The following is a 24,449-nucleotide window of genomic DNA, read 5'->3' as shown; positions in this document are numbered from 1 at the left end:
AAAAAATGTCTCTAGATGTTGTAACAATAACTTACTATTGTCGACAAATACCAATAAATGAATCAAACCCTAGAGCAAGAATTTGTGAGTCTTTTGGAGGATAATCAGAACATCCTTCATAAGATCTGCAAGCTATATACCGCAGACTTGGCTTCACATCAGGATCTGTTCCAGGAGATGGTGATTCAACTATGGAAATCATACCCAAAATTCAAGGGTGATTCTAAGTTTTCAACATGGGCGTATCGAGTTTCTTTGAACACCGCGATCTCGCTATACCGTGGCAGGAAAACTAAAATTGAAACAGTGGATTGGGATTATTCATTAACCAATATTCGTTACGAAGAGTACAATTCAGAAACTGAGGACCAGCTTAAATACTTATATGATGCTGTTAGACAGCTCAATGACATCGACAAGGCATTGGTATATATGTATCTGGAGGACAAGGATTACACGGAGATTTCAGAGACATTGGGGATCAGCGAGGTAAATGCTCGAGTAAAAATGAATCGAATTAAAAGCAAATTAAAACAAATGCTTACAAAAAAAGGAGTGGTATAATGGATGAATTAGACTTTCTGAAACAGCATTGGCAAAAAGACCAGGAGTTTCCTAAAATTAATAAGGAACAGATCCAAACTATGCTCTATAAAAGCTCTTCATCATTGGTAAAATGGATTTTCATTATCAGTGTGATCGAATTGATTGTAGGTATAACCTTAAATGTTTTTTTATATTTCAAGGTGGATGAACAACAAGATAATGCTTTGGATATATTTAGTAATATTATAGATGTATTGTCGTATATCGTTATCATTTATTTTATTTATGCTTTCTTTAGATCTTATAGGAAGATTAAAAACACAAACAATACTAAAGATTTACTTTCTGATATTTTGAATACTAGGAAAACCGTTGGATATTATATCAAGTTCAACATTTACCTCATCATTTTCGCGATTAGTATTTCGAGTTTAAGCCTGATCTGGGAAGAAGATATTATGAACAGATCCATAAGCCATAATATATTGTTCTTCACCTTATTAACTATTTTTATGACAGGTTTTGGTTGGTTAATCATCAAGCTTGTCAAGCTTTATTATAAAGCAATCTATATTCGATTAATCAAGAAATTGGACAAGAATTATGAAGATTTGATCAAGTTAGAAGAAGAATATCAAAAATAGAAGAGAAGCTTAAAGCTCCTCTTCTTTGTTTAGATCTATAAATGCTTCTAGAAATTGTCCTTCGTCGTCTAAAGCATTGAAGACAATTTTGACAAGTTTTGCATTTTTTATTTCTTCAGTCAATGGTGAAAGTTTCAGTTTGATTGCAACTGGTTTATCTTGATGTAGAAGATAATTCAAATAATTCTGTCTGTCGGACAATTGAACTACTACTCTATCCATTTGAACAGATGTTAACATATGAGATTGATCTTCAGAGTCTATGATTGCTGAGGCAAATACATTCAATCTAAATTCACGAGGATTCTTATCGTAAGATATTGCAAACACATCCACCACCAAGGTATCTCCTGATGCTGTGATTGATTTCAGGTCAAACTGTATATCATCTACGATATTCAATGAGCTGTCCTGTTGCGCAAGGGTTAGCTTTGGAAATGCCAGAGCACAGATGAGCCCAAGCATCATAAATAAGTGTTTCATAAGAATAATTTTAACGAAGCCTGTCGGCCGATTTAATCAACTTATTATCATTTCTTATGCCACGAATTGCAAAGGACAAACATAAGATCGATACAGGTAACAGAAAGAAGCCGATTCCGATATTGCTTGCGCCAATACTTTGATTGATTAATCCCAAGATATTGTTTGCTGAAACAAACATCCAAACAGCAAAAAGACAGATAAGTATAACTTGAACCAATATTAAGTTTAACTGCAATTTTCTGTTTTTATATTGAAATATGATAAATATTGGGATCAAAGCCAATATCACCGTTGCAATAGTCATTAAAAGGAACCCAGACTCTTTGGTCGTCACATTGTTAGCTGAAGAATAAACGCCAGTAACATAAATGTTTTTGCCAAGACCAACTAAATCAATGTATCCTACAAATGGGAAAATGAAAAGTCCACAAAGAACCAAGCTTGAGATTAACAACCAAACGGTTTGAATACGTTGTATCATATTTATAGATTATTTATACCGCAAATATAATACAAACAACTTAAATAGGATTTGGTTTCTCCAGGATTGGTAAAATGGATGGAGATAATTGATGTAATCTAGACGGACAATTCAATATCCACGCTTGTACCCTTTCCTATCTCAGATCTGATGTCTAATTTACCATGTAGGTAATTTACCCTTATTTTCACGTTCTTCAATCCAGCTCCAACTTTTGAAGTTTCGTTTAAAATATGTGGAGCAAACCCAACTCCGTCATCTTCCACGGTAATGAAAATCACGTTGTCTTCCATACTACATTGCACCAAAATATGTTTTGCCCCTGAATGTTTCAGTGAATTATAGATCAATTCCTGAATAATTCTATAAATATGAGTCTGTTGATCTAGTGTTAGGTTTTCTAGTGACCCATAAACTTGCAGTTCTATTTTTGTGTTAATATTTTGGAGGCTTTTGCACAAATCATTTAAGGACACTTCTAATCCAAATCGCCGCAATGCTTCAGGCATTAAGTTATGGGAAATCCTGCGCATTTCGGTTATTGCGTAGTCCATATCCATCAAAACTGAATTTACCTTGTCATGGGGATTAATCAACTGAAGATCCAAGACCTTGTATTTAATAGAAGCCAAGATACTTCCCAAACCATCATGAAGATCTCTGGAGAGCCTATTTCTTTCCTTTTCCTCTCCCTGCAGCATAGCATCCAAGGACATCAGCTTTTGTTTTTGTTTCTCATCCAAAAGTTTTTGTTGATTGTTGATTTCCTGTTGTTGCAATAGACGTTTGTTTTTTTGATGGTTCTTGACTAAGAAATAACCTATAAGGACCAACATTATTGCGACTAATGCAATAATAATTCTCGTGTTTCTAATATCACTTTCAGTTTTTTCTCGTTCTGCTTTTAAAGAAAGGATTTCATTTTCTTTCTGTAAAGTTTGATACTTCACTTCATAGCCAACAATTGATTCTCTGATTTTGCGATTATACATTGCTTCTTGCAGGACATCTTTTTTCTTTATCCATTCCACGACTTTCGGATAATCCCCTAATCCTTCATAAATTTTTACATATGCCAAGGCGAGATTCAAGCTGTCTTGAAAAAATGCTGTATGAGATTTAATATTGGCTTCTACATTATTCTTGAGATCGACCAATGCTGCTTTATAATCTTTCTTAGCAATATTGATCAATGTCCTTTGATAATGCAATCCACCCCATGACCTTGGATCAGAATCTTTGTCTCTGATGGTGGCTTCAATAGCCTTGTCCATAAGCTCCAATGCCTTGTCATATTGTTTTTTAAATCTGTAATGAGTTCCGTGGATGTAATAGTAGTCACCCAAGGGCAACTCGCCTTTATGTTTTTTTGAAAACCTTTCAAAGTCTGCAATTAACGAATCAGCTTTTTCAGTTTCATTTGATGCATGAAGTGAAATAATCAGCAATTTATAGATCTCATTAAGGGTTAGGTGATCATAATTTCCTTTTTTGAGATAAGAGACCGCATCATTTAAATAACGGTTTGCTTCTACATATTGTAGATTATTCCAAAAGTTCATTCCTATCTTATAATGGATATTTCCAGTGATAACATTGTCATTTGCATCAAAAGCGACGGGTAATGCTCTATTGATCAGCACATCTAGCATTTTGACATGTTTATCCTGCCATTGATAAGCTGTTGCGATATTGTTAAGCGTCCTTGCTCTCAATTTTTTGGCTTCCGGAGAATTTATTGCAGCAAGTTCACTTTCTGCCGACTCCATCAATTCAATTGCTCTTGGGAGGTCATAGTCCATATAGAACATGCCTTCATAGAATTTACCCATCCCTGAAATAATGGGCGCTTTTCCGTTCAAGGCCAGTCCTTGATCCAGGTAATAATGGGCATTGGTAGAATCAGAAAAGGAATAATAATAGGAAAGATCAAATAAGACCCTTGCTCGGTCTACCACTTTTTGCTTGGTGTTGAGGACCTTTTTAAGGCTATCGATTTCTTTTTTATAGGGGTATGCAACCTGCTGTGTAGCAGTACTTGTTAAGGCAATGCCAAGGAGTAGGAAGATAAAAAACAAATTACGCCTAGCATTCATAATTTAGTTATCTATAAGTTTTATTAAATAGAAATAGGCAGTGATAATCACTGCCTATGCATGATGCGTATAAAGATAAACTATTTTTCTATTTTAATTGCAATCCCTTCATCCTCTATTGCTTGTACAGACTCATCTGTAATCAGCGGTGAAGTTTTCTTAAGGGTTTCAAACAAAGCTTCTGAGTCACCATTAAACAATACTGTCAATGTTGAACCTGATGCATTATACTTCATTTTAACATCGCTAACTTTCTTATTTGATTCCAATCCAGTTGAGATTTTCTTCAATTCGGCCAGATTTATTCCTTCAATCAAAACGGTCATTTCAGCGGCATTTGCACTTTCACCTTTTTTACCCATCAGGCTATTTAATTTGCTTCCTATTCTTCCTGCTTTTTGAGAAGCGTTATCTACTTTGTTCGAAGTGTTCTCAACCTTGTTTAATGCTCTATCAATTTTATCTAAAAATCCCTGCGCATTTGCTGCAAATGTGCAGCCTAAAAATAATGTCAATACGAATAATATCTTTTTCATAACCAATGTATTATATATGAAGTAAAGGTAGAGGGAAATGGAGCCGAAATATATACCTGATTCAGTGGTAAATTTTGTACTTGGTTTCTAGTACAAGAAGTTCAATTTAAACAGGTAATTCTTTTGTAGGCATTAATTTTACGTGCTACTTACTAAATGCTGTTAGGAGCTAATCTTAGAATATTTACCTTTGCATGGTGGAAGATCAAATGCCGAGATACTTTTTAGAAATTTCCTATAATGGTACTGCTTATCATGGATGGCAAATCCAGGAGAATGCTGTATCTGTACAAGAAAAGCTGAATCAAGCCTTAGCAATCTTATTGCGTGAAGAAGTGGAGACTATTGGTGCTGGAAGAACGGATACCGGAGTTCATGCCAAACAATTGTTTGTACATTTTTCACATCCGTCTTCAGTGTTGCAGAATAAGGAGAAATTCGTTCATTCTTTAAATGCTTTGCTTCCTTTTGATATTTCTGCAAAACGTCTTATTGAGGTTTCAAGAGATGCACATGCACGATTTGATGCTACCCAAAGGAGTTATGAATATCATGTTCATTTTCAAAAAGATCCATTCTTACATCAGTTCTCTTGGCAATTAAGGGATAGACCGGATATAGAAAAAATGAACATAGCTGCGCAAGATTTGTTAGGTAAGCAGGATTTTTCTTGTTTCAGCAAATCTAACACACAAGTATTCACGAATAATTGCGATATTAAATGTGCAGAATGGGTGTGGGATGGTGAGAAATTGATTTTCCATATTACAGCGGATCGTTTTCTTCGGAATATGGTTCGTGCAATCGTTGGTACATTAATGGAAATCGGCCTAGGCAAGAAACCTATAGAACATATTAAAGCGGTAATTCAGAGTAAGGATAGATCCAAAGCTGGAACTTCAGTTCCTGCCTGCGGTCTATATCTAACAGAAGTGGCTTATCCTTATATAGATTAATACAAAGATTTTGGAGAAAGAGAAAATTTCGGGAAACGCATACGACAGTAAATTGCTGGGGAGATTAGCGAAGTATATCCGCCCATATAAGACTATCTTTTGGGTATCGGTTATACTAACGATCTTATTGGCAGCAGTTGCACCTGCATTGCCTTTGTTGGTGGAATATACCTTGGACCACTATATCCTTTCGGGAAGCGGTGAAGGCCTAAACTATATGCTCTTTCTGATGTTTGCCCTATTAATAGCGCAAACTGTAATCCGTTATTTTCATACTTTAATGACCAATACGCTTGGTCAATCTGTAATCCGCGATATCCGTATCCAAGTATTCAACCATATCACCAATCTCCGACTTAAATACTTCGACAATACGCCAATCGGAAGATTGATTACCAGAACAATCTCAGACTTGGAAACCATTGCCAATATTTTCTCAGAGGGGTTGATTCAGATTATTGGGGATTTATTGCAGTTAGTGGTAATCTTAGGTGTGATGTTCTATACAGATTGGAGGCTTACTCTTGTGGTTTTGGTTCCTATGCCTTTAATGATTGCTGCGACTTATATCTTCAAGGAAGCGATGAAATCAGCTTTCCAAAGTGTGAGATTATGGGTTTCCAATTTGAACACTTTCCTGCAGGAACATATTACAGGGATGAGCGTAATCCAATATTTTGCTCGTGAAGATCAGGAGATGAAAAAAATTCGATGCGATCAATAAAGAACATCGGAATGCTCACATTCGCGCTAACTGGTATTTCTCCATATTCTTTCCTGTTTTAGAAATTATTGTAGCCATCGCAACAGGTTTATTGGTATGGTATGGTTCGAGGCAGATTTTGGCGGATGTGATCTCTCCAGGTGTGGTCGTAGCTTTTATCATGTACATCAACATGATCTTTAGGCCTATTCGGGAATTGATTGATAAGTTCAACACCTTGCAAATGGGTATGGTATCCGCAGAGCGTATTTTTGATGTTTTGGACACTGATGAATTCACGCCGAACCCAGGGAAATATAAACCTGAACATGTCAAAGGAGAAATTACTTTTAAGAATGTTTGGTTTGCCTATAATGATGAAAAGTGGGTTCTGAAAGATGTTAGTTTTCATGTTAAACAAGGTGAAACCCTTGCTTTAGTTGGTGCAACGGGAGCTGGTAAGTCATCTATCATCAATATTTTGAGTAGATTTTACGAAATCCAAAAAGGAGAAATCCTCTTGGATGGTGTTGATATCCGTGAATATGACCTTACCTTCCTTCGACAAACCATAGCCACGGTTCTACAGGATGTATTCTTGTTTTCAGACTCTGTTTTGAATAATATTAATCTTCATAACCCTAATATAACTTTCGACTCCATTGAAGATGCTGCGAAGAAAGTAGGTGCTTATGATTTTATTATGCGTCTTCCGGGGAATTTCAACTACCAAGTTCAAGAAAGAGGTTCAACGCTTTCAGCAGGACAGGCTCAATTGATATCCTTTATCAGAGCATTGGTGCATGATCCCAAAATTTTGATCCTCGATGAAGCAACGTCTTCTATCGACACAGAAACAGAGGAATTAATCCAAAACGCGATCGAAAATCTTATGGAAGGCAGAACTTCCATCGTAATCGCCCATAGATTATCCACTATTCAAAAAGCTGATAAGATCATCGTTCTTGACAAAGGTGAAATCAAAGAAATCGGAACCCATCACGAACTGCTGGAGCTGGAAGGATATTACAGGAAATTATATGACCTTCAATTTAATTCTGCAGGGATATAGTTTGGGGGATTTGAGATTTGAGATGTGAGATTTGAGATAGACAGTAGACATAAGACAAAAGACATTAGAATTGGTATAGTTACCATATTTTTATATAAGTTTTTTCAAAATACTGAGACTTGACAACGGTCTAATGTCTGTTGTCTATTGTCTTGTGTCTAACAAAAAAAGGCTGGAAAAAATTTTCCAGCCTTTTTTTTGATTCTTAGTTCAGTCCTCTTTTTTTCATTAAATGGATTGGGTCAGGATCTGCTCCGCGGAATTTGCGGTACATTTCTGCAGGGTTTCCGGTACCACCTCTTTCAAGGATATTGCTACGGAACGAAGCAGCTGTATTTTGATCGAAAAGACCTTTTTCTTTAAATGCAGCGAATGCATCTGAATCCAATACTTCAGACCAGATATAGCTATAGTAACCTGCTGAATAACCGCCACTGAAGATATGTTGGAAATAAGTACTTCTGTAGCGTGGGATAATTGCATCAATTAGTCCGATTTTATTCATGGCTGCTTTTTCGAAATCATTTGCTTTAGCAGTGATTGGAGACGTTGCACTGTGGTAGTTCATATCCAATAAAGAAGCTGCTATATATTCAACTGTTGCGAATCCTTGGTCAAAAGTTCCTGCTTTTTGCATTTTTTCGATCAATGCATCAGGAATTGCTTCTTTTGTTTGGTAGTGTTTCGCGTATGTTTTCAATACTTCAGGATCTCCTGCCCAGTTTTCCATAATTTGGGAAGGAAGTTCTACGAAATCGCGAGGAACAGAAGTTCCAGCTAAGCTTTTGTATTTAACATTTGAGAACAATCCATGCAACGCGTGGCCAAATTCATGGAACAAAGTGCTAGCTTCATCAAAAGTCAACAGTGCAGGATTGTCACCAACTGGTTTTGTAAAGTTACATACGATTGAGATTACTGGAGCAACACGTTTCCCGTTTTCTCTGCTTTGTGATCTATAAGAAGTCATCCAAGCACCAGAACGTTTAGAAGCGCGTGGGAAGAAATCAGCATATAATAATCCTAAGTGAGAGCCATCCTTATCACGAACTTCATACACTTCAACCTCAGGATGGTATACAGGAACATTGTTTAAAGCTACAAATGAAATTCCCCATAATTTATTAGCTGTTGCAAAAGCACCTTCACGCACATCTGTTAAGCTGAAATAAGGTTTGATTTCTTCTTCATTCAATGCGAAACGTTTTTGGCGAATTTTCTCTTGGTAGTAACGCCAATCGTATGGAGCTACATTGAATGTATCTTTTGCGGCATCAATTTCTTTTTGAATATCTGCTGCTTCAGCTTTAGCTTTTGCTAATGCTGGCGTCCAGATTTTGTTCAATAATGCATTTACATTTGCTGGGTTTTCAGCCATTGATTCTTCAAGCACATAAGCTGCATGAGATGAATAGCCCAATAATTTTGCTTTTTGTTGACGAAGGTTAGCGATTTTCACTAATATCTCTTTCGTATCACCTTCATTATCATTGTTACCACGTAATTGGTAAGCATCCCAGATTTTTTTACGCAATTCACGGTTATCTGCATATTGCAAGAATGGCATTACGGAAGGATTTTGCAAAGTAAACAACCATTTACCATCATGACCTTTTGCCTTAGCTTCTGCTGCTGCAGCTGCCTTCAATTCCTTAGGTAATCCAGCCAAATCCTCTTCTTTGTCGATCAACATTTCGAAAGCATTTGTTTCTGCCAAAAGGTTTTGACCATATTGAGTAGATAACACGGAAAGGTCAGCGTTTTATTTTCTTTAGTTTTCTTTATCAGCATCTTTAAGATTTGCTCCTGAACGCACAAAACCTTTGTAAGTTTCTTCAAGCAATTTTAAATCTTCCGCATCCAAGCCTGCATTTTCTTTTTGGTCATACACAGCTTTCACCCGTTTGAAGAGCTCAGGGTTCAGATTTATTTCATCACGGTGTGCAGACAATACTGGCGCCAAATCTTTTGCTATAGCTTGGATCGTGTCATTTGTATTTGCACTGTTCAAGTTGTAAAACACAGTAGATACTTTATTTAACAACTGACCCGAGTTTTCTAGTGCTACGATTGTATTAGCAAAAGTTGGTTGATCTTCGATTTTTAGGATAGAGTCTATTTCTGCTTCATGTATTCTTAAGGCTTCTTTAAAAGCAGGTCTGAAGTGCTCATCTTTGATTAGATCAAATGGAGGAACTTCAAAGTTAGTTTCATACTTAGCTAATAATGGATTTTTCAAATCTACAGTTTCTTCTTTTTTAGTTTCGTTGTTGTTACACCCTACTAACAAGCTGGCAATCACCATGCAGTAAGGTAAAAACCCTTTTTTATTCATTCTATTATAGTTTGTTTCAATTTTTGTGCAAAGGTACTAATTCTTTGTCTAAGAATCCATTTCTTTGTGGCTGACAAACTACTAAGAATTTCTAAATTTTTTGCTTAATTAGCTGTAACAAAATCGACGCGCTAACGTCTAATTACTAAAGCTTTAGAAAATGAAAGAATTCTTTTGGTGGTGCGCAGGGGTACACAAGGAAACATTAGACCGGTTTCCTGAGGAGCAGAACAAATATATAAGCATTGGCGCGACAATCTTTTTTACAGGTCTATTTGCGGCGTTAGCTGGTGGCTACGCTTTATATTTTGTTTTCAGCGGAAGTGCATTTGCTATTTTTTATGCCCTTCTGTTTGGAATAATTTGGGGATTAGCAATCTTCAACCTGGATCGTTACATCGTTCTCAGTATTGATAAGAGCCGCGGTGTGGGCATGCAATTATTGCAAGCACTGCCGAGGATATTATTGGCCATTCTAATTGGTCTTGTCATTTCTCGCCCGTTGGAGCTTAAAATCTTTGACAAAGAAATCAAAGAGTATCTCCGAGCGGAATATTTAGTTCAACAGAATGCTAGGATCGACACGCTAAACAAAACTTTTGAAAATAAGTACCGCGTTGAATACGGCCAGTTAAAAGCTCTGCATACCCATGCTGACTCCTTGGAATCCAGCATCAAAACATCAAGGCAACAGCTCAACCACGAAATCTTCGGTACAAAGACTGATGAAACATCAGGCGTGATGGGTTATGGTCCATACGCAAAAATGAAAGAGGCAAATCTAAATAGCCAACAAGCGTATTTGGACAGCTTAAGGTTAAGACTACAAGCCAAAGAATCTGAGTTATTGCAGAGAAAGACTGCAGAGGGGTTATTGGATCAAAAAATATTATCTGATAAATCTCTGGATAGCGCAATCAATGTTGCGGGATTTGCAGACCGGAATGCTGCCTTGAGCAATCTACACAAAAAACCCGATGGCACAGTCAACAAGTCTACTGAATATGCCGTAATCTTTATTGCGCTATTGTTCATTTTCTTCGAGTGTTTGCCTGTTTTCGTAAAATTAATGAGTGGTCGTGACGCTTACGATAATGCATTGAAGAATCAGAAAGAAGTTCATAATTTTGAGTCTGACACGGGTGTAACTGTTGAAAAAACAGCGATCGACAAAATAGATGATTACAGGGTTGATGCTTCGATAAAACGGCGAATGGACAAGCTCCAGAAAGAATTTGCGGAGGAATAAGTGTAAAGAATTCTGTATACTTGCCAAGCAATTTAATCTAAACAGCATGAGCAAGCGATACACTCTATTAGCTCTGGCGTTATTTACCATTACCAACATCTGCCAAGCACAAGAAAAAACGAGGAAGAATCAGGGATTTTGGGATCCATATTGGTATTTTACCGACAGGACCCAACAATGCTATCACTGATGTCGCCGGAGTAACTGTGGGTCAGAAAACCATTATCAAAGGGGATTCTGTACGTACAGGGGTTACGGCTATCATTCCACATCAAGGAAATGTCTTCCAACAGAAATTACCTGCTGCAGTTTATGTTGGCAATGGTTTCGGTAAGATGATGGGTATTTCACAAATCGAGGAACTCGGGAATATAGAGACCCCTATTTTATTGACCAATACCCTGAATGCTCCTAAAGTTGCCAATGGCTTGATTGACTATATGCTTTCCTTGCCGGGCAATGAAAATGTGAGGTCTGTGAATTCAGTTGTCGGAGAAACCAATGATGGGGGATTAAACGATATCCGTGGCAGGCATGTTGAATCGAATGATGTATTGGAGGCGATCAAAAATGCAAAATCAGGAAAAGTAGAGGAGGGTAATGTTGGTGCAGGCACAGGAACGGAATGCCTTGGCTTCAAGGGCGGAATTGGAACGGCATCCCGAAAGCTTCCTGAATCCAGAGGTGGCTATACTGTTGGAGTGTTGGTTCAGACCAATTTCGGAGGGGTTCTGAATATTAATGGAGCTCCTGTGGGTCGAGAATTGCACAATTATTATATGCAAGAACCTAAAGAAGCACATAAGGTGGATGGTTCATGCATGATTATTATCGCCACTGATGCTCCTCTTTCTGCTCGCAATTTGGAAAGATTGGCCAAAAGGTCGTATATCGCATTTGGTAATGTTGGTTCATTCTCTTCTAATGGAAGTGGAGATTATTCCATTGCTTTCTCAACAAATCCATCAAATTATATCCCTCATGAATCAAAAAGCATTGAACTAAATTCCAATGAAGTAGGAAATGATTATATGTCTCCCCTATTTATGGCGGTATGGGAAGCTACAGAAGAAGCAATCCTAAACTCTATGTTTATGGCAGAAGATATGAAAGGCGTTAAAGGCAGAACCGTCAAAGCCATTCCTATTAAAGAAACCATAAAAATCTTGAAAAAATACAATGCTTTAGATTATGACAAACTCCCTAAAGCTGTTCAGAAACAAGCTGACCAAGGCTGTCCTTGGCTTGACGCTTTATTTAATTCCGGCTATTTCATTTAGCCAGGATACTTTAAGCAAAATACAAGAAATTGCTCATGCTGCTAACGTTCCTGCTATTCAACTCAATTACCAAAAGGATGGAATAAACCGACTATACAATATAGGATTCAAGAATAGCGAAACTAAATCTAGAATTGATCGTAATACTATATTTCAAGCGGCCTCTTTAACAAAGGTAATTGCAACTTATACATTTTTAAGATTAATGGATCAGGGTCTAATAGAATTAGACAAGCCATTATATTCATATTATGCTTACGATCGTCTCGCCCATAATCCAAATAAGGATAAAATAACTGCAAGACATGTGTTAACACACCAAACAGGCTTATTGAATTGGGAAGGGGATGTTCCTTCTGAAGAATGGCGCAAAACTGCTCTTACCTCACAATTTGAAGCGGGAACAGATTATATGTATTCGGGTGAGGGTTTCTATTTCCTACAGGAGACCATGGAACACATCACAGGAAAGACCTTTCAGCAATTGGTTGAGGAAGAAGTTCTTCTACCCTTTAAGATGAAAAATTCAGCAATTGTTTGGCAAGACGGTATGGAACAAAATGCAGCATTTGGTCATTATGAAAACAATAGCCCCAGAAAACTGGGTATGTATAGGAAAAGTAATGCTGCATATACACTCTATACCACTGCAGCGGATTACAGTCAATTTATAAAAAAGTACATTTTCGAGGGTTTTGGACTAAAAAAGAAGACACATGAATTGGCATTAAAAAGACTTTCAGAGGCTAAAAAATCTGAAGGAATCAGTGCAGATGACAGGCATGTTCCATGCGCATTAGGGATGAGAATGCAGATCAATGAAATGGGCACATCTTATTGGCATACAGGGTCGAATCCTGGTTTCCGATGTTTCTTTTTGGCTTACCCAGACAGCGAGGAAATCGTGGTTGCATTTACCAATTCCGATAGCGGTTTCGCAACAATACCGTATATATTGGCGTTATTTTTGAACAATAACCAGACCTTTTGGATGTATAAATGGCGTCTAGGAGAGTTAGACTAATTAAGATATAAACATGATTGGAATCGTTGGAGGTGTCGGTCCATTAGCAGGGGTAGACATCGTAAAAAAAATTATTGAGGAAACAAATGCGCGTCGTGATCAGGACCACGTACCGGTTTTGCTGTCCTCGCAATCGCACAGAATTCCGGACAGAACAGAATATCTATTAGGGAAAGAACCTATTAACCCGGGCATTGCGATTTCAGAAATTGCTCTAGAGCTTGAAAAAGCAGGAGCTACGGTTTTGGGTATACCTTGCAATACTGCACATTCACCAAGAATATTTGATGTTATTCAGGAAGAATTACAGAATAACGGCTCTCATGTTCAAGTTTTGCACATGGTAGCTGAAACGGCAAGATTTATCAAGGAGCATTTTCCCGAGTCTACTGTTGGAGTTTTGTCAACCATTGGTACGCGAAATACAGGACTATATAAACAAGTGATTGAAGATTTCGGATTGAAATGTATTGAACCTAATGATACGCTTCAAAATAAAGTCCATGCTGCTATTTATGACGAGACCTACGGAATTAAAGCTTTTTCGTCTCCTGTTACTAATCGGGCCCATGACCAGTTGGTTGCTGCTATTCAGGAATTGAAAGGAGAAGGTGCACAAGTTATTATTTTAGGATGTACGGAATTGCCATTGGCACTACGTGAAAAATCTTACTCAGGACTTCCTGTCATTGATCCAAACCGGATTTTGGCAAGAGCACTTATTAATGCAGTAGATCCTGGGAAACTTAATCCTGTAGCAGATTTATAAGATTTAACGTTTAAGGATAAACACAAAATTGAAAAACATGAAATTAAATGCAGTACCAACCCTTATTATTTTAATGATGGGTTTATTCTTAATGCCTCAAGCCAGTCATGCACAAGCAACTTATTTAAAAGTGAATACTGACATATTTCCACAGGCTGAAAAAGGCTATAAACAAATGGTTATTGAAGTTCCCCTGTCTCAAAATGATAATAGCAAGAAAATTGAGTTCAGCGTTGGTAAGATGATGGAAGTTGATGGCTGTAACCATTTTGGACTCAATGGCACTTTAGAGACAAAAGATTTGGAAGGATGGGGATACCAATACTATATCTTCAAGACTGATGGGCAGGTGGTTTCCACACAAATGGGTTGTCCTGATGCTCCAAAAAGAAATCTTTTTGTTTCCGCTCAACCTACCATGGTCAGATATAACGGCAAAATGCCTATTGTAATTTATGTTCCAGAGGAATATGACGTTCAATATAAGATCTATACTGCTGGCGACGATGTTTATCAAGCATTAGAATCAAAACCCAGCAAGAAATAACTCCAAAAATTTGTTGAAAATAAAAACCCAGACATGAATATGACCTGGGTTTTTATTTTATTATTTAAATTTATAGAACACACATTTCATATGGCTTATACTACTCTTTCAGAAATTGATAAAATCTACCGTTCCCAAGTTCAGAACAAATCTGCTATTAAGCATAGCACTCCGGAAAAGAGGATTGGCTGGATCAAGGCATTATTACGGAGAATCAATTCTGAAGAGAAAGCGATAGAAAAAGCTTTGTACCAAGATTTCCATAAGTCTGGAATAGAGACAACTATCACGGAGGTATTGTCCGTACAGATGGAGCTAAAACATATTGCCAAGCATCTAAAATCTTGGATGAGGGATAAGCGTGTTGGCAGATCTTTAATGATGCCGAATGTCAATGGGGTTATTTGCACCATGAACCAAAAGGAAATGCATTGATTATTACACCTTGGAATTATCCATTTCAACTTCCCATTGTCCATCTTGCATCGGCTATAGCTGCTGGGAATACGATTATCCTCAAGCTTTCAGAGTTTTTCTCCATATAGCAATCAATTGATCAGCAAAATCATATCAGACCTATTCCCAAAAGATCATATTGCGGTTGTGGAAGGAGCTGTTGAAGAAACTACACATCTCTTGGGCTTAAAGTTTGACCATATCCATTTCACGGGTTCTCCAAAAGTTGGCAAGATAGTGATGGAAGCTGCAAGTAAGAATTTGACAGACATTACTCTTGAATTGGGTGGTAAATCTCCAGCTGTAATCGACAAAAACGTAAATCTTAAACAGGTGGTAAAAAACTTGATCTGGGCGAAGTTTGTCAATGCTGGGCAAACTTGTATTGCTCCGGATTATATATTAGCCCACAGGCATCAAAAACACCAAATAGAGGAATTGTTTAGAAAGGAGTTGGAAGAAGCTTTCGGCAGCGATCCATTGAATTCTCCTGATTATGCAAGAATAATTAATGAAAGTCAATTCGAGAGGTTAAAGGAAGGTTTAGAATCTGCCAAGAACTTAGGTGCAGTAATCATCAGTGGTGGTAGATTAGATGCTAAGTTAAATTACATTGAACCCACGGTGATTACAAATGTTGCTGCGACCAATCCACTTATGACAGATGAAATTTTCGGTCCTATATTGCCCATTGTTTATTATTCACAGAATCAAGAGGCGATTGACTTTATCAATTCGAAAGAAAAACCATTGGCCTTATATATTTTCAGCAAAGACTCCAATTTTTCAAAACATATCATCAGGCATACAAGTGCTGGTTCAACCTGTATCAATGATGCGATGATTCAGATTATGCACCCCAACCTTCCATTTGGAGGAATAAACAATTCTGGAATCGGGCAATCAATGGGTAAATTTGGATTCAAATCCTTTTCTCATGAAAGAGCAGTTGCAGATGTCAAGATTATGCCTGTTTCATCAATGTTCTGGTTTCCATATACTGAAAAAACAAACAAGATGATCCAATGGATCCGAAGGTTGTTCTAACCAAAGATTTTGTTCCACAGGTTTTTCTTTATTCCGACATAAAATTCACCGTTTTCCTTTTTTAAAGGATAGATTCGGATAAAGTTATGTTGATGCTCATCTCCTTTTCCATTTTCAATATTGAATCGATGTCTATGGAACGGACAGATCAATTTACCTTCTTCACACCATCCTTTTGTCAAGTCAGCACCGGCATGGGGGCACCTACTTGAAGTAACTGATAGGACCTCTCCTTCTTTGATTAAGCAGAGCTTTTTGCCTGCTACATGCAATGCCTTCACATAATTCCTGCTTTCATCGATCTTTACTGGTACTTTGTGCCATTCTAAATCATCATCTTCGAAATTCTCCATCATCTTATTTCTAGTAATCAACAGCAATTTAAACAAAAGACCACAAAAAAGAGGCTTTCCGTGTGGAAAGCCTCTTGTATTTTAAGCTAATTTAAATTCTAAACGAATTTCTTAGCGTTTACTTTACGTTCATTTTTCAGTAAGGTAAATCTTACGCAAACGCATGCTTTGAGGAGTAACCTCGATGTATTCGTCAGCTTGGATATATTCCATACATTCTTCTAAAGAGAATTTAATTGCCGGAGCGATACGTGTGTTGTCATCAGAACCTGAAGCACGCATGTTTGTCAATTGCTTTCCTTTAGTAACGTTGATTGTTAAGTCGTTATCACGGATGTGCTCACCCAAGATTTGTCCTTCATAGATTTCAACACCTGGATCTACGAAGAAACGACCGCGGTCTTGTAATTTATCGATTGAATATGCAGTTGTAGAACCTGTATCCAAAGAGATCAATACACCAGCCATACGTCCAGGGATTGTTCCTTTCCAAGGCTCGTATCCTTTAAGGCGGTGTGCCATTACAGCTTCACCCGCAGTAGCAGTCAATACGTTGTTACGCAAGCCGATAATACCACGAGAAGGGATAGAGAACTCTAAGTGTTGCATTTCACCTTTGGTTTCCATAATCAACAACTCGCCTTTACGTTGAGTTACTAATTCGATTACTTTACCAGAAACGTCTGCAGGCACATCAACTACCAATTCTTCGATTGGTTCGTGTTTTTGTCCGTTGATTTCTTTAACGATTACTTGTGGTTGTCCTACTTGCAACTCGTATCCTTCGCGACGCATAGTCTCGATCAATACTGACAAGTGAAGAATACCACGACCATATACTAACCATGCATCTGGAGATTGAGTAGGAACTACGCGCAATGCTAAGTTCTTTTCTAATTCTTTTTGCAAACGGTCATAGATGTGACGTGAAGTCACGAATTTACCTTCTTTACCGAAGAATGGAGAGTTATTGATGGTGAACAACATGTTCATTGTTGGCTCATCAATGTGCATAACTTCCAATTGCTCTGGGTTTTCAAAATCAGCGATTGTATCACCGATTTCAAATCCATCGATACCTACCACCGCAACGATATCACCAGCATGTACTTCAGGAACTTTAACACGGCCAAGTCCTTCAAACAATTGAAGTTCTTTAACACGTGATTTGATGATTTTTCCATCACGTTTCACCAATGAAACAGGTTGGTTTTCTTTGATTGTTCCTCTAACTACACGTCCGATCGCGATACGACCAACGAAAGTAGAGTAATCTAATGAAGTAACCTGCATCTGTAAAGTACCTTCAGATACCTTTGGAGCAGGGATATGTGTGATGATTGCATCTAGCAATTCAGTGAAGTCTGTTGTTGGTTTAGTCCAATCAGTAGACATCCATCCTTGTTTCGATGAACCATATAATACTGGGAAGTCTAATTGTTCTTCTGTAGCACCAAGACTGAAGAATAGATCGAATACATTTTCGTATACTTCTTCAGGGCGACAGTTTTCTTTATCCACCTTGTTTACAACAACGATAGGTTTGATACCTAATGCTAGGGCCTTACCTGTTACGAATCTCGTTTGAGGCATTGGTCCTTCGAATGCATCTACTAATAGCACAACACCGTCCGCCATTTTCAATACACGTTCCACTTCACCACCGAAATCGGCGTGACCTGGGGTATCAATAATGTTGATTTTAGTGTCTTTGTATTTTACAGATACGTTTTTTGATACGATTGTAATACCACGCTCACGTTCCAAGTCATTGTTATCGAGGATTAATTCTCCTGTATTTTCATTGTCTCTGAATTGGTTTGTGTAGTGTAAGATTTTGTCGACTAGGGTAGTTTTACCGTGGTCAACGTGCGCGATAATCGCTATGTTTCTGATATTCTGCATTGAGCAATAATGTGTTATAAAAAATAAGAGGTGCAAAGATATATATTTTGCACCTCATTTTTCACATATTCCTGTTATATTTTTATTAGGTTCTGGTTTATTTATGATTAATTCTCAATTACTTGGCAAATAAACCGCGATAATTTGACGGATGGGGAATATTTAACAAACTTAATGGAGATTCGAGAGGGGACTTTTAGAACGGTAACTTTAACATTATTGGCGGTTATTTCTCTCGAGGAACAGATATTGTAAAATATATTTTCCGTAATTACGGTTTTTAGGTCCCTGAATTTTGTTAGGATTCGATAAAATCATTTTAGCTTTGGCCAATTATTAATCCAACTAATTATTTTTTATGAAAAAAATTAATAGAGCCCAAACTGACTAATAAAGAGTAGCTTACAAGAATGGGGATTTCTATCGGTAACGATTTAGTAATGGTGCTTGTTGCATTCAACTTCCTATATTCTCTGTAAATCTGTTCCAAAAATACAAAAAATAGGATGAATATTATATACTTCATCCTATTTTTTCGTCTTGGGCATCCATTTTTTTAATTAGACCATCACGTAATAAATCAAGAAATTTCGTTGGGTTTTTCTTCCTGTTTCTTAGTTCTAAGTAGGTATGATAGAAGTCTCCCAAATCGATATTGAATAACTGTTCAAAACAGGTTGCAATGACCTTTATGTCAATATTTCCGTTATTAAAAACCTCTTGAGTATGTAAAGCATAAATAAGTTCTATGAGGTCAGTTTTGTTGGTCGTCCAGGTTAAAGATTGTCCATCTCTTTTTAGCCCATCCGTATCTTCACCATTCGTGATATTGGCAAGTCGTTTTTTTAGATATGTTTGTATTAAATCATTTGCAATAATCTTGGCAACTTTATAGTCATGGGATGTTGAAAAGGTGTGATCTGCCTCAAAATAATAGGTATCGAGGCTTAACTTAATATCATGTTCTCCTCTCACAAAATACTTATGGTCAAGATAATTACTGCCCGTTCTATAATATTTATAAAATTCAGCATTCTTGTCATAAAACCTTTTAAGTTCCAACATTTCGTTGTTTAAATAGGTTTCTATAGCCTGCTTTCCACCATAAGGTTTTTTAGCTTCAATTTTGTAAATGGCGTTAAAATAGATGAGCTTGGAAATAACACTTGGTTTTTGTACTTTGAAAAAATTGATTTCATCTTCTATACTATTAAAGTTATTCGATTGTAAAAATTCCTTTAGCAACATCATCTTTTGAATAATTAAGTCGATACTCCTTTCATAGAAAAGTAGTGAATTGCCAAACTCGGATGTCAATTCAGCAATTTCTGTTTCTAATTTTTGGATTGTTTTCTTATAGTAATTATTCATCTCTCTAACTAATATTTTGTTGAATTAACAAACTCCATTAGCGACGAGCACACGGTTCCATCAGCTAATACAATAGCTTTGCAATCAATAATTCCCATATGATTGTGTGTTAACAGGAGAGCCATCACGTATCTCTTCACTTGCCTGTTTTACGATTTTGTCCTGTATTGATATTTGTGCAATTACTTCGGTCATTCCATTTGCTGTAATCCCTTGCTTAATAGGAACCCATTCTGCTTTCTTGTTATTTACCCGAATAACGAACGTTCCTGTCGTAGCACTCAATACTGCCGAAGATGGTAAGGTAAGTGCGTTTTCATCGCTTTGCAAAGGAACGATGATTTCAGTAACCATTCCCGGTAATAGTTTACGGTTATTGTTCTGAACATCCATTTCAATACGTTGAGAACGAAGCCTACTATCCAATGCTCCGGCTGTTCTGGAAATTTTAGCTATTAAGGTATCCTTGGGTATTGATGCAATGGTAAATTTTACTTCTCCAGCTTTATAGAATATGCGTCAGGAACGCTTACTACAAGGCGTAATTTCTTTTGTTCTACCAATGAAAAGATCGGTAATTCTGAGCCTTTGCCTGATGGACCAACAATGGCTCCTGCACTAACATTCCTTGCGGTGATTATACCACTAAAAGGTGCTCTGATGACTAGATATTCTCTGGTATCGGTAACTTCATTACTAGCAGCTCTAGCCGCTTTCAATTGAGCCAAATCTGATTGTTGTTTTGCATACGCCTGTTCGAGATCATTGGACGAAATGGTACCAGGTGTCTTACTGGTTTGTAAAAGACGATCGTACGTTGCTTTACTAGCAAGATATAATGCCTGTTGGGACTGCAATCTTGATTCGGCTGCATTTTGCTGTGATTTTAATTCAGGGGCATCCAAGATGGCTAAGATTTGACCTGCTTGTACTTATCCATATGTATTGTTTCGCAATTATTCTTACAATCTGTCTCCTGAAGAGATCAATGCGCATCTAGCCTTATTAGATCCGTCTTTGGGTGGTTCGCAATATGTACAGATTTTGCGAGGTCTGGCAGAAAAGCAAGCTGCAGTAGCTCCTGGAAATAAGGCCATAGATTTCGTGTCTACAGGTCCTAACGGAGAAAAAGTCCGGTTTTCTGATCATCTGGGCAAAGGTTATGTTTTACTGGATTTTTGGGCAGCATGGTGTGGCCCTTGCCGAAGGGAAAATCCCAATATTGTAGCGGCATATAGAAAATACAAGGATAAGGGTTTTACCGTCTTTGGGGTATCTCTGGACAAAGACAAAGCGAGCTGGCTGAAAGCGATAAAGGATGATGGACTAGACTGGGCACAGGTGTCGGATCTGGCGTTCTGGAATACGGAAGCAGTGGCACTTTATGGTGTCAGGTTTATTCCGAGTAATGTGCTTATTGATCCGGATGGCGTTGTAGTCGCCCGTAATATCAAGGGCGAAGAATTACAGGAGACATTGGAGAAAATTTACAAACAATAGCCCGAAATTCCTTTGTAAACGATTTACACTCCCCCTGGATTTTTCTTAAATGAGGTTGGGCTCATGCCATAGGCTTTTTTGAAAGCTGTCGCAAAATAGGTGGATGAGGCAAAACCTACTTTGTCTGTTATTTCATTGATGTTGTAACCCTCCATGATAAGATGTTTCGCCTTTTTGAGTCTTCGGGTAAGAATATAATCGTTTACGCCACAGTCTAACAGCGACTTGACCCGTCGGTACAGTTGGATACGGGAAATATTCATCTGCTCGGCAATATCTTCTACCGTGAGCTTCGGGTTAGCAAGATGTGTCTCGACGATAGCCGAGAGGTTATTCAAGAAAGCGCGATCTATATCTGACGTGGTTTTGTCTGATGTGATATTGGTAATATTGATTTCGCTTTGATAACGACCTTTAAGGTCTTCACGGGATTTGATCAGATTTGCAGCGGTCGCCAATAATCTCTCCAGATGGAACGGTTTCGTAATATATGCATCTGCCCGTGCCCTTGCCCCTTCAAGTTTGTTCTCTTCCGAATCTATGGCCGAAAGGACGATAATGGGTACGTGGGAGGTACGTGTATCTGCCTTAAGGGTTTTGACCAGATCAAACCCGCTTTTTCCGGGCATCATGACGTCGGTGATAATAAGATCAGGAACAGATTTTAGTGCAATTTTCATCGCCTGTTCCGCATTTGGCGCTGTGTAGAGGTTGTAGTGATCCTGAAGTTTTTCCACCAGCAGATCTAATATATCAAAATGATCGTCAACAACCAAAATGCTATGTACGTGTCCTTTGTGTATAACAAGGCAACGGTCTATTTCCGGAGGTTCATCACCCAGGATAATGTTGGATTTCAATACCTCCGCAGGCATAGGGAGTGGCGAGAGATCCTTCTCTTCATCGGTCAGATGTTGGTCACCTACGGGTAGACGTAATGTGAACGAAGTGCCTTCATTTTCTTTGCTACTGACCGTGATCTGCCCATGATGCATCGTAACGATCTCTTTAGCCAAAGCGAGACCTATACCCGAACCCTCGTGGCTTCTGACACCTTGATAAAACGGATCGAAGATATGATCGATATGTTCCCGGCTAATGCCTTTTCCATTATCAATGATACGGATCAGAAGGTGGTCGCCAAACTGATTTAATTCTGTACGAATATCGATACGGCCATGTTTGTCGGTGAACTTGAGCGCATTGGAGATAATGTTATCAAAGACCTTTTCCATCAGGTTGCTGTCAAACCAGAGCAATTGCACCGATGTCGGGTTACTGTAAGTGATGGCTATTTTCTTTTTGATGGAAAGCGGTTTGAAAGATTGTACGATGCGGCTCATGAATTTATTGAGATCGTGTGGTGACGCTTGCAGGCTAAGTTTTTCCTTCGAAAATCGCTGTATATCAATAAGTTCGTTGACGAGTTTTAACAACTTTTCTGCATTTCGTTTCATCCGCTCCATTTGGTGTACGGTTTCTTTCGGGAGACCATCTTGATACATAAGGTCTTCCAGCGGAGTAATGATCAGGGTAAGCGGCGTTTTGAACTCGTGCGATATATTGGTAAAAAAGTTGCTCCGTGCGTCGGACGATTCTTTGATCTGGTTGCTCATTTGGATAAGCTGATTTTGTTGTTGCACGATTTCGTTGTTCTGCAGTTCCAAATGCTTGTTCTTCTCCCAGTTGCTTTTTAAGGCTATGATGGCAATGCCGCCAAAGACAACCGCTAACACGAGGCTTACGATCAGAACATTGAGTGTAGTCTTTTGACTGTTGTATATACGTTGCTGATCATCAAGCAACTGCTGTTGCCTATCGATATCATTTTGTTGGTCATCGATCTTCTGATACTGCAGGTTGAGCAGGGATGCATTCGTTTTGTCTACTACAGCTGTGTTAAGGAGGTTCTCCCTTTGGTAGGACTGTTTATAAAGAATAGCCAATGCGGTTTTTATGGATTCTGCACCCCCTGTTGGATAAAGCAGTGATGCTGTCATTTGTCCATTCAGGATTTCTTCAAGGCCATTTCCCCCACCCGGAAGGGCATCCACACCAACTATCAGCTGAGAAGAAGCTTTAGGGTTGGTTTTTAAACTTTGGATGGCGCCCATTGCCATTTGGTCGTTAAATGCAAAGATAGCGTCAACATTTTGAAAATCAGATATATTTGCTTGAATTTCTCCGATGGTGCTTGTTTTAAGCCACTGTCCACTGATCGTTTTTTTGATCTGGAGGTGTGGATACTCCTTTACCGCTTCCCTAAATCCTTTTTCACGTTCGACTGAGGCAGACGTGCCAGGAAGTCCGGTAACGAGTACAATTTTACTCGGCACTTGCAGGTGGTTAGATAGGTATTGGGCAGCCAAGGCACCTATAGCGTGATTATCGGCTCCTACATAGGCGTTGTATAGACCCGAGGACGTCTTACGGTCGGTCACGATAACAGGAATATTTTGCCTGAATACACTATCTACAATAGGTGTGAGTGGCTCCGCTTCGTTTGGGGAGATGATGAGCAGGTCGATATCCTGCTTCAAAAACTCCCGTACTTGTTCGATCTGCTTTTGGTTGTCACCGCCAGCGTCGGTGTAAAGAAATTCGATGTGGGGATGGAAAGACAATTCCCTTTTCATCTCCTTGAGCATGGTTTCACGCCAGGCATCAGAACCTATGCATTGCGAAAAGGCTATTCTTAACTTTTTGGACGAACTTTTCTTATGACAGCCACTTAGACTGATGAATGATATAAGTATGCATAATATCCAAAGTTTTTTAGTTGGCATAATGGACAATGTTCCAGATTAGAGGTACCAATATACATTTTTTTTGTGTTTTAAGATAAGAAGTGAAATGGACAACGGTATTCAGGTAGAAATGAATTTCTTGAAATGTGTAACATGAGTAAAAGTAAATGTTCATTTTTTTAACATGAGGAAATACTTGTTAAGTATTAAATTGTTGTTAATCAGTTTATTGTGTTTTGTTTTTAAAAAGATATAATATTTAATTTTTTTGTGTACTAAAGAGGTGGCATGCTCTTAAATCTTGTTCTACCTTAGTATCATCAATTATAAATATTCACATGGGTAG

At 38.0% G+C, this 24,449-nt stretch carries 23 protein-coding genes and 2 pseudogenes; 13 read left to right on the top strand and 12 right to left on the bottom strand.

The window, feature by feature from the left end:
* The first annotated feature begins 57 nt into the window (after positions 1-57).
* Both FGL31_RS00765 and FGL31_RS00760 read left to right on the top strand, forming a co-directional pair.
* The gene (locus tag FGL31_RS00765) at positions 58-564 is read left to right on the top strand and encodes an RNA polymerase sigma factor (protein ID WP_099369358.1); all 507 of its coding nucleotides are present in this window, start codon (positions 58-60) and stop codon (positions 562-564) included.
* The gene (locus FGL31_RS00760; RefSeq protein ID WP_099369357.1) at positions 564-1,190 is read left to right on the top strand and encodes a DUF8845 family protein; all 627 of its coding nucleotides are present in this window, start codon (positions 564-566) and stop codon (positions 1,188-1,190) included. The genes FGL31_RS00765 and FGL31_RS00760 overlap by 1 nt, the downstream gene beginning before the upstream one ends.
* A 9-nt stretch (positions 1,191-1,199) precedes the next feature.
* Here the strand turns inward: FGL31_RS00760 and FGL31_RS00755 are convergent, their stop codons facing one another.
* The 4 genes from FGL31_RS00755 to FGL31_RS00740 all read right to left on the bottom strand — a co-directional run bounded on the left by FGL31_RS00755 (position 1,200) and on the right by FGL31_RS00740 (position 4,789).
* Positions 1,200-1,673, bottom strand: a complete 474-nt coding sequence (locus tag FGL31_RS00755) for a hypothetical protein (protein ID WP_138089416.1) — start codon at positions 1,671-1,673, stop codon at positions 1,200-1,202.
* 10 nt (positions 1,674-1,683) lie between these two features.
* Complete coding sequence (locus FGL31_RS00750) at positions 1,684-2,157, bottom strand: DUF4293 domain-containing protein (protein ID WP_099369355.1); 474 nt, start codon at positions 2,155-2,157, stop codon at positions 1,684-1,686.
* Positions 2,158-2,255: 98 nt separating this feature from the next.
* On the bottom strand, positions 2,256-4,253 hold the full coding sequence (locus tag FGL31_RS00745; RefSeq protein WP_138089415.1) for a tetratricopeptide repeat-containing sensor histidine kinase: 1,998 nt from the start codon (positions 4,251-4,253) through the stop codon (positions 2,256-2,258).
* Between the two features lie 80 nt (positions 4,254-4,333).
* Positions 4,334-4,789: a hypothetical protein gene (locus FGL31_RS00740; protein ID WP_138089414.1), complete on the bottom strand. Its 456-nt coding sequence runs from the start codon at positions 4,787-4,789 to the stop codon at positions 4,334-4,336.
* Between the two features lie 194 nt (positions 4,790-4,983).
* Here FGL31_RS00740 and truA point away from each other — a divergent pair, with 194 nt between their 5' ends.
* Positions 4,984-5,745 (top strand): tRNA pseudouridine(38-40) synthase TruA, encoded by a 762-nt coding sequence (gene truA, locus FGL31_RS00735; RefSeq protein ID WP_171017498.1) that lies wholly within the window; start codon positions 4,984-4,986, stop codon positions 5,743-5,745.
* Positions 5,746-5,755: 10 nt separating this feature from the next.
* Positions 5,756-7,520, top strand: a pseudogene (locus FGL31_RS00730) (ABC transporter ATP-binding protein).
* A gap of 205 nt (positions 7,521-7,725) precedes the next feature.
* Here FGL31_RS00730 and FGL31_RS00725 read toward each other — a convergent pair.
* Positions 7,726-9,267, bottom strand: a complete 1,542-nt coding sequence (locus tag FGL31_RS00725) for a M3 family metallopeptidase (protein ID WP_232046138.1) — start codon at positions 9,265-9,267, stop codon at positions 7,726-7,728.
* A gap of 24 nt (positions 9,268-9,291) precedes the next feature.
* A complete protein-coding gene (locus FGL31_RS24090; RefSeq protein WP_232046137.1) occupies positions 9,292-9,855 on the bottom strand; it encodes a gluzincin family metallopeptidase in 564 nt (187 codons plus the stop codon).
* 160 nt (positions 9,856-10,015) lie between these two features.
* On the opposite strand from FGL31_RS24090, the gene FGL31_RS00720 reads away from it, so the two are divergent.
* The 8 genes from FGL31_RS00720 to FGL31_RS00695 all read left to right on the top strand — a co-directional run bounded on the left by FGL31_RS00720 (position 10,016) and on the right by FGL31_RS00695 (position 16,227).
* Positions 10,016-11,104, top strand: a complete 1,089-nt coding sequence (locus FGL31_RS00720; protein ID WP_138089413.1) for a DUF4407 domain-containing protein — start codon at positions 10,016-10,018, stop codon at positions 11,102-11,104.
* 128 nt (positions 11,105-11,232) lie between these two features.
* Positions 11,233-12,384 carry a DmpA family aminopeptidase gene (locus FGL31_RS00715; protein WP_138089412.1) on the top strand — a complete coding sequence of 384 codons (1,152 nt, stop codon included), beginning with the start codon at positions 11,233-11,235 and terminating at the stop codon, positions 12,382-12,384.
* Positions 12,296-13,408 carry a serine hydrolase domain-containing protein gene (locus tag FGL31_RS00710; RefSeq protein WP_099369347.1) on the top strand — a complete coding sequence of 371 codons (1,113 nt, stop codon included), beginning with the start codon at positions 12,296-12,298 and terminating at the stop codon, positions 13,406-13,408. The genes FGL31_RS00715 and FGL31_RS00710 overlap by 89 nt, the downstream gene beginning before the upstream one ends.
* Before the next feature lie 13 nt (positions 13,409-13,421).
* A complete protein-coding gene (locus FGL31_RS00705; RefSeq protein ID WP_099369346.1) occupies positions 13,422-14,177 on the top strand; it encodes an aspartate/glutamate racemase family protein in 756 nt (251 codons plus the stop codon).
* A 37-nt stretch (positions 14,178-14,214) separates the two neighbouring features.
* Positions 14,215-14,724 (top strand): ecotin, encoded by a 510-nt coding sequence (locus tag FGL31_RS00700; RefSeq protein ID WP_197734045.1) that lies wholly within the window; start codon positions 14,215-14,217, stop codon positions 14,722-14,724.
* A gap of 90 nt (positions 14,725-14,814) precedes the next feature.
* Positions 14,815-15,159, top strand: coding sequence for an aldehyde dehydrogenase family protein (locus tag FGL31_RS24085; RefSeq protein WP_232046135.1), 345 nt, complete (start codon positions 14,815-14,817; stop codon positions 15,157-15,159).
* The gene (locus FGL31_RS27270; RefSeq protein ID WP_317130930.1) at positions 15,129-15,269 is read left to right on the top strand and encodes an aldehyde dehydrogenase family protein; all 141 of its coding nucleotides are present in this window, start codon (positions 15,129-15,131) and stop codon (positions 15,267-15,269) included. The genes FGL31_RS24085 and FGL31_RS27270 overlap by 31 nt, the downstream gene beginning before the upstream one ends.
* Complete coding sequence (locus tag FGL31_RS00695) at positions 15,220-16,227, top strand: aldehyde dehydrogenase family protein (protein WP_317131121.1); 1,008 nt, start codon at positions 15,220-15,222, stop codon at positions 16,225-16,227. The genes FGL31_RS27270 and FGL31_RS00695 overlap by 50 nt, the downstream gene beginning before the upstream one ends.
* Here the strand turns inward: FGL31_RS00695 and FGL31_RS00690 are convergent.
* The 5 genes and pseudogenes from FGL31_RS00690 to FGL31_RS00670 form a co-directional block, all read right to left on the bottom strand.
* Positions 16,224-16,583, bottom strand: a complete 360-nt coding sequence (locus FGL31_RS00690; RefSeq protein ID WP_138089411.1) for a Rieske (2Fe-2S) protein — start codon at positions 16,581-16,583, stop codon at positions 16,224-16,226. The two genes, FGL31_RS00695 and FGL31_RS00690, sit on opposite strands and share 4 nt — an antisense overlap.
* Before the next feature lie 95 nt (positions 16,584-16,678).
* Positions 16,679-18,485: pseudogene (gene typA, locus FGL31_RS00685) on the bottom strand (translational GTPase TypA).
* A 522-nt stretch (positions 18,486-19,007) separates the two neighbouring features.
* Positions 19,008-19,856, bottom strand: coding sequence for an RteC domain-containing protein (locus FGL31_RS00680; protein WP_138089409.1), 849 nt, complete (start codon positions 19,854-19,856; stop codon positions 19,008-19,010).
* An 84-nt stretch (positions 19,857-19,940) separates the two neighbouring features.
* Positions 19,941-20,282, bottom strand: coding sequence for an efflux RND transporter periplasmic adaptor subunit (locus tag FGL31_RS00675; RefSeq protein WP_138089408.1), 342 nt, complete (start codon positions 20,280-20,282; stop codon positions 19,941-19,943).
* 65 nt (positions 20,283-20,347) lie between these two features.
* Positions 20,348-20,761 (bottom strand): efflux RND transporter periplasmic adaptor subunit, encoded by a 414-nt coding sequence (locus FGL31_RS00670; protein WP_138089407.1) that lies wholly within the window; start codon positions 20,759-20,761, stop codon positions 20,348-20,350.
* 40 nt (positions 20,762-20,801) lie between these two features.
* Here FGL31_RS00670 and FGL31_RS00665 point away from each other — a divergent pair, with 40 nt between their 5' ends.
* A complete protein-coding gene (locus FGL31_RS00665) occupies positions 20,802-21,356 on the top strand; it encodes a peroxiredoxin family protein (RefSeq protein ID WP_138089406.1) in 555 nt (184 codons plus the stop codon).
* Positions 21,357-21,379: 23 nt separating this feature from the next.
* Here the strand turns inward: FGL31_RS00665 and FGL31_RS00660 are convergent, their stop codons facing one another.
* The gene (locus tag FGL31_RS00660; RefSeq protein ID WP_138089405.1) at positions 21,380-24,142 is read right to left on the bottom strand and encodes a hybrid sensor histidine kinase/response regulator transcription factor; all 2,763 of its coding nucleotides are present in this window, start codon (positions 24,140-24,142) and stop codon (positions 21,380-21,382) included.
* Positions 24,143-24,449 lie beyond the last annotated feature (307 nt).

This window comes from Sphingobacterium daejeonense, from assembly GCF_901472535.1.
GTDB classification, from domain to species: Bacteria; Bacteroidota; Bacteroidia; order Sphingobacteriales; family Sphingobacteriaceae; genus Sphingobacterium; species Sphingobacterium daejeonense.
Note: the sequence above shows the minus strand (reverse complement) of the source record. Positions and strands in the feature narration are given on the sequence as shown.

Coding starts and splice junctions, on each gene's coding strand:
- FGL31_RS00755 (WP_138089416.1), bottom strand. CDS start 1,673: ATGAAACACTTATTTATGATGCTTGGGCTCATCTGTGCTCTGGCATTT.
- FGL31_RS00660 (WP_138089405.1), bottom strand. CDS start 24,142: ATGCCAACTAAAAAACTTTGGATATTATGCATACTTATATCATTCATC.
- FGL31_RS00740 (WP_138089414.1), bottom strand. CDS start 4,789: ATGAAAAAGATATTATTCGTATTGACATTATTTTTAGGCTGCACATTT.
- FGL31_RS00765 (WP_099369358.1), top strand. CDS start 58: ATGAATCAAACCCTAGAGCAAGAATTTGTGAGTCTTTTGGAGGATAAT.
- FGL31_RS24090 (WP_232046137.1), bottom strand. CDS start 9,855: ATGAATAAAAAAGGGTTTTTACCTTACTGCATGGTGATTGCCAGCTTG.
- FGL31_RS00705 (WP_099369346.1), top strand. CDS start 13,422: ATGATTGGAATCGTTGGAGGTGTCGGTCCATTAGCAGGGGTAGACATC.
- FGL31_RS00760 (WP_099369357.1), top strand. CDS start 564: ATGGATGAATTAGACTTTCTGAAACAGCATTGGCAAAAAGACCAGGAG.
- FGL31_RS24085 (WP_232046135.1), top strand. CDS start 14,815: ATGGCTTATACTACTCTTTCAGAAATTGATAAAATCTACCGTTCCCAA.
- FGL31_RS00690 (WP_138089411.1), bottom strand. CDS start 16,583: ATGATGGAGAATTTCGAAGATGATGATTTAGAATGGCACAAAGTACCA.
- FGL31_RS00700 (WP_197734045.1), top strand. CDS start 14,215: ATGAAATTAAATGCAGTACCAACCCTTATTATTTTAATGATGGGTTTA.
- FGL31_RS00745 (WP_138089415.1), bottom strand. CDS start 4,253: ATGAATGCTAGGCGTAATTTGTTTTTTATCTTCCTACTCCTTGGCATT.
- FGL31_RS00750 (WP_099369355.1), bottom strand. CDS start 2,157: ATGATACAACGTATTCAAACCGTTTGGTTGTTAATCTCAAGCTTGGTT.
- FGL31_RS00710 (WP_099369347.1), top strand. CDS start 12,296: ATGACAAACTCCCTAAAGCTGTTCAGAAACAAGCTGACCAAGGCTGTC.
- FGL31_RS00720 (WP_138089413.1), top strand. CDS start 10,016: ATGAAAGAATTCTTTTGGTGGTGCGCAGGGGTACACAAGGAAACATTA.
- truA (WP_171017498.1), top strand. CDS start 4,984: ATGGTGGAAGATCAAATGCCGAGATACTTTTTAGAAATTTCCTATAAT.
- FGL31_RS00680 (WP_138089409.1), bottom strand. CDS start 19,856: ATGAATAATTACTATAAGAAAACAATCCAAAAATTAGAAACAGAAATT.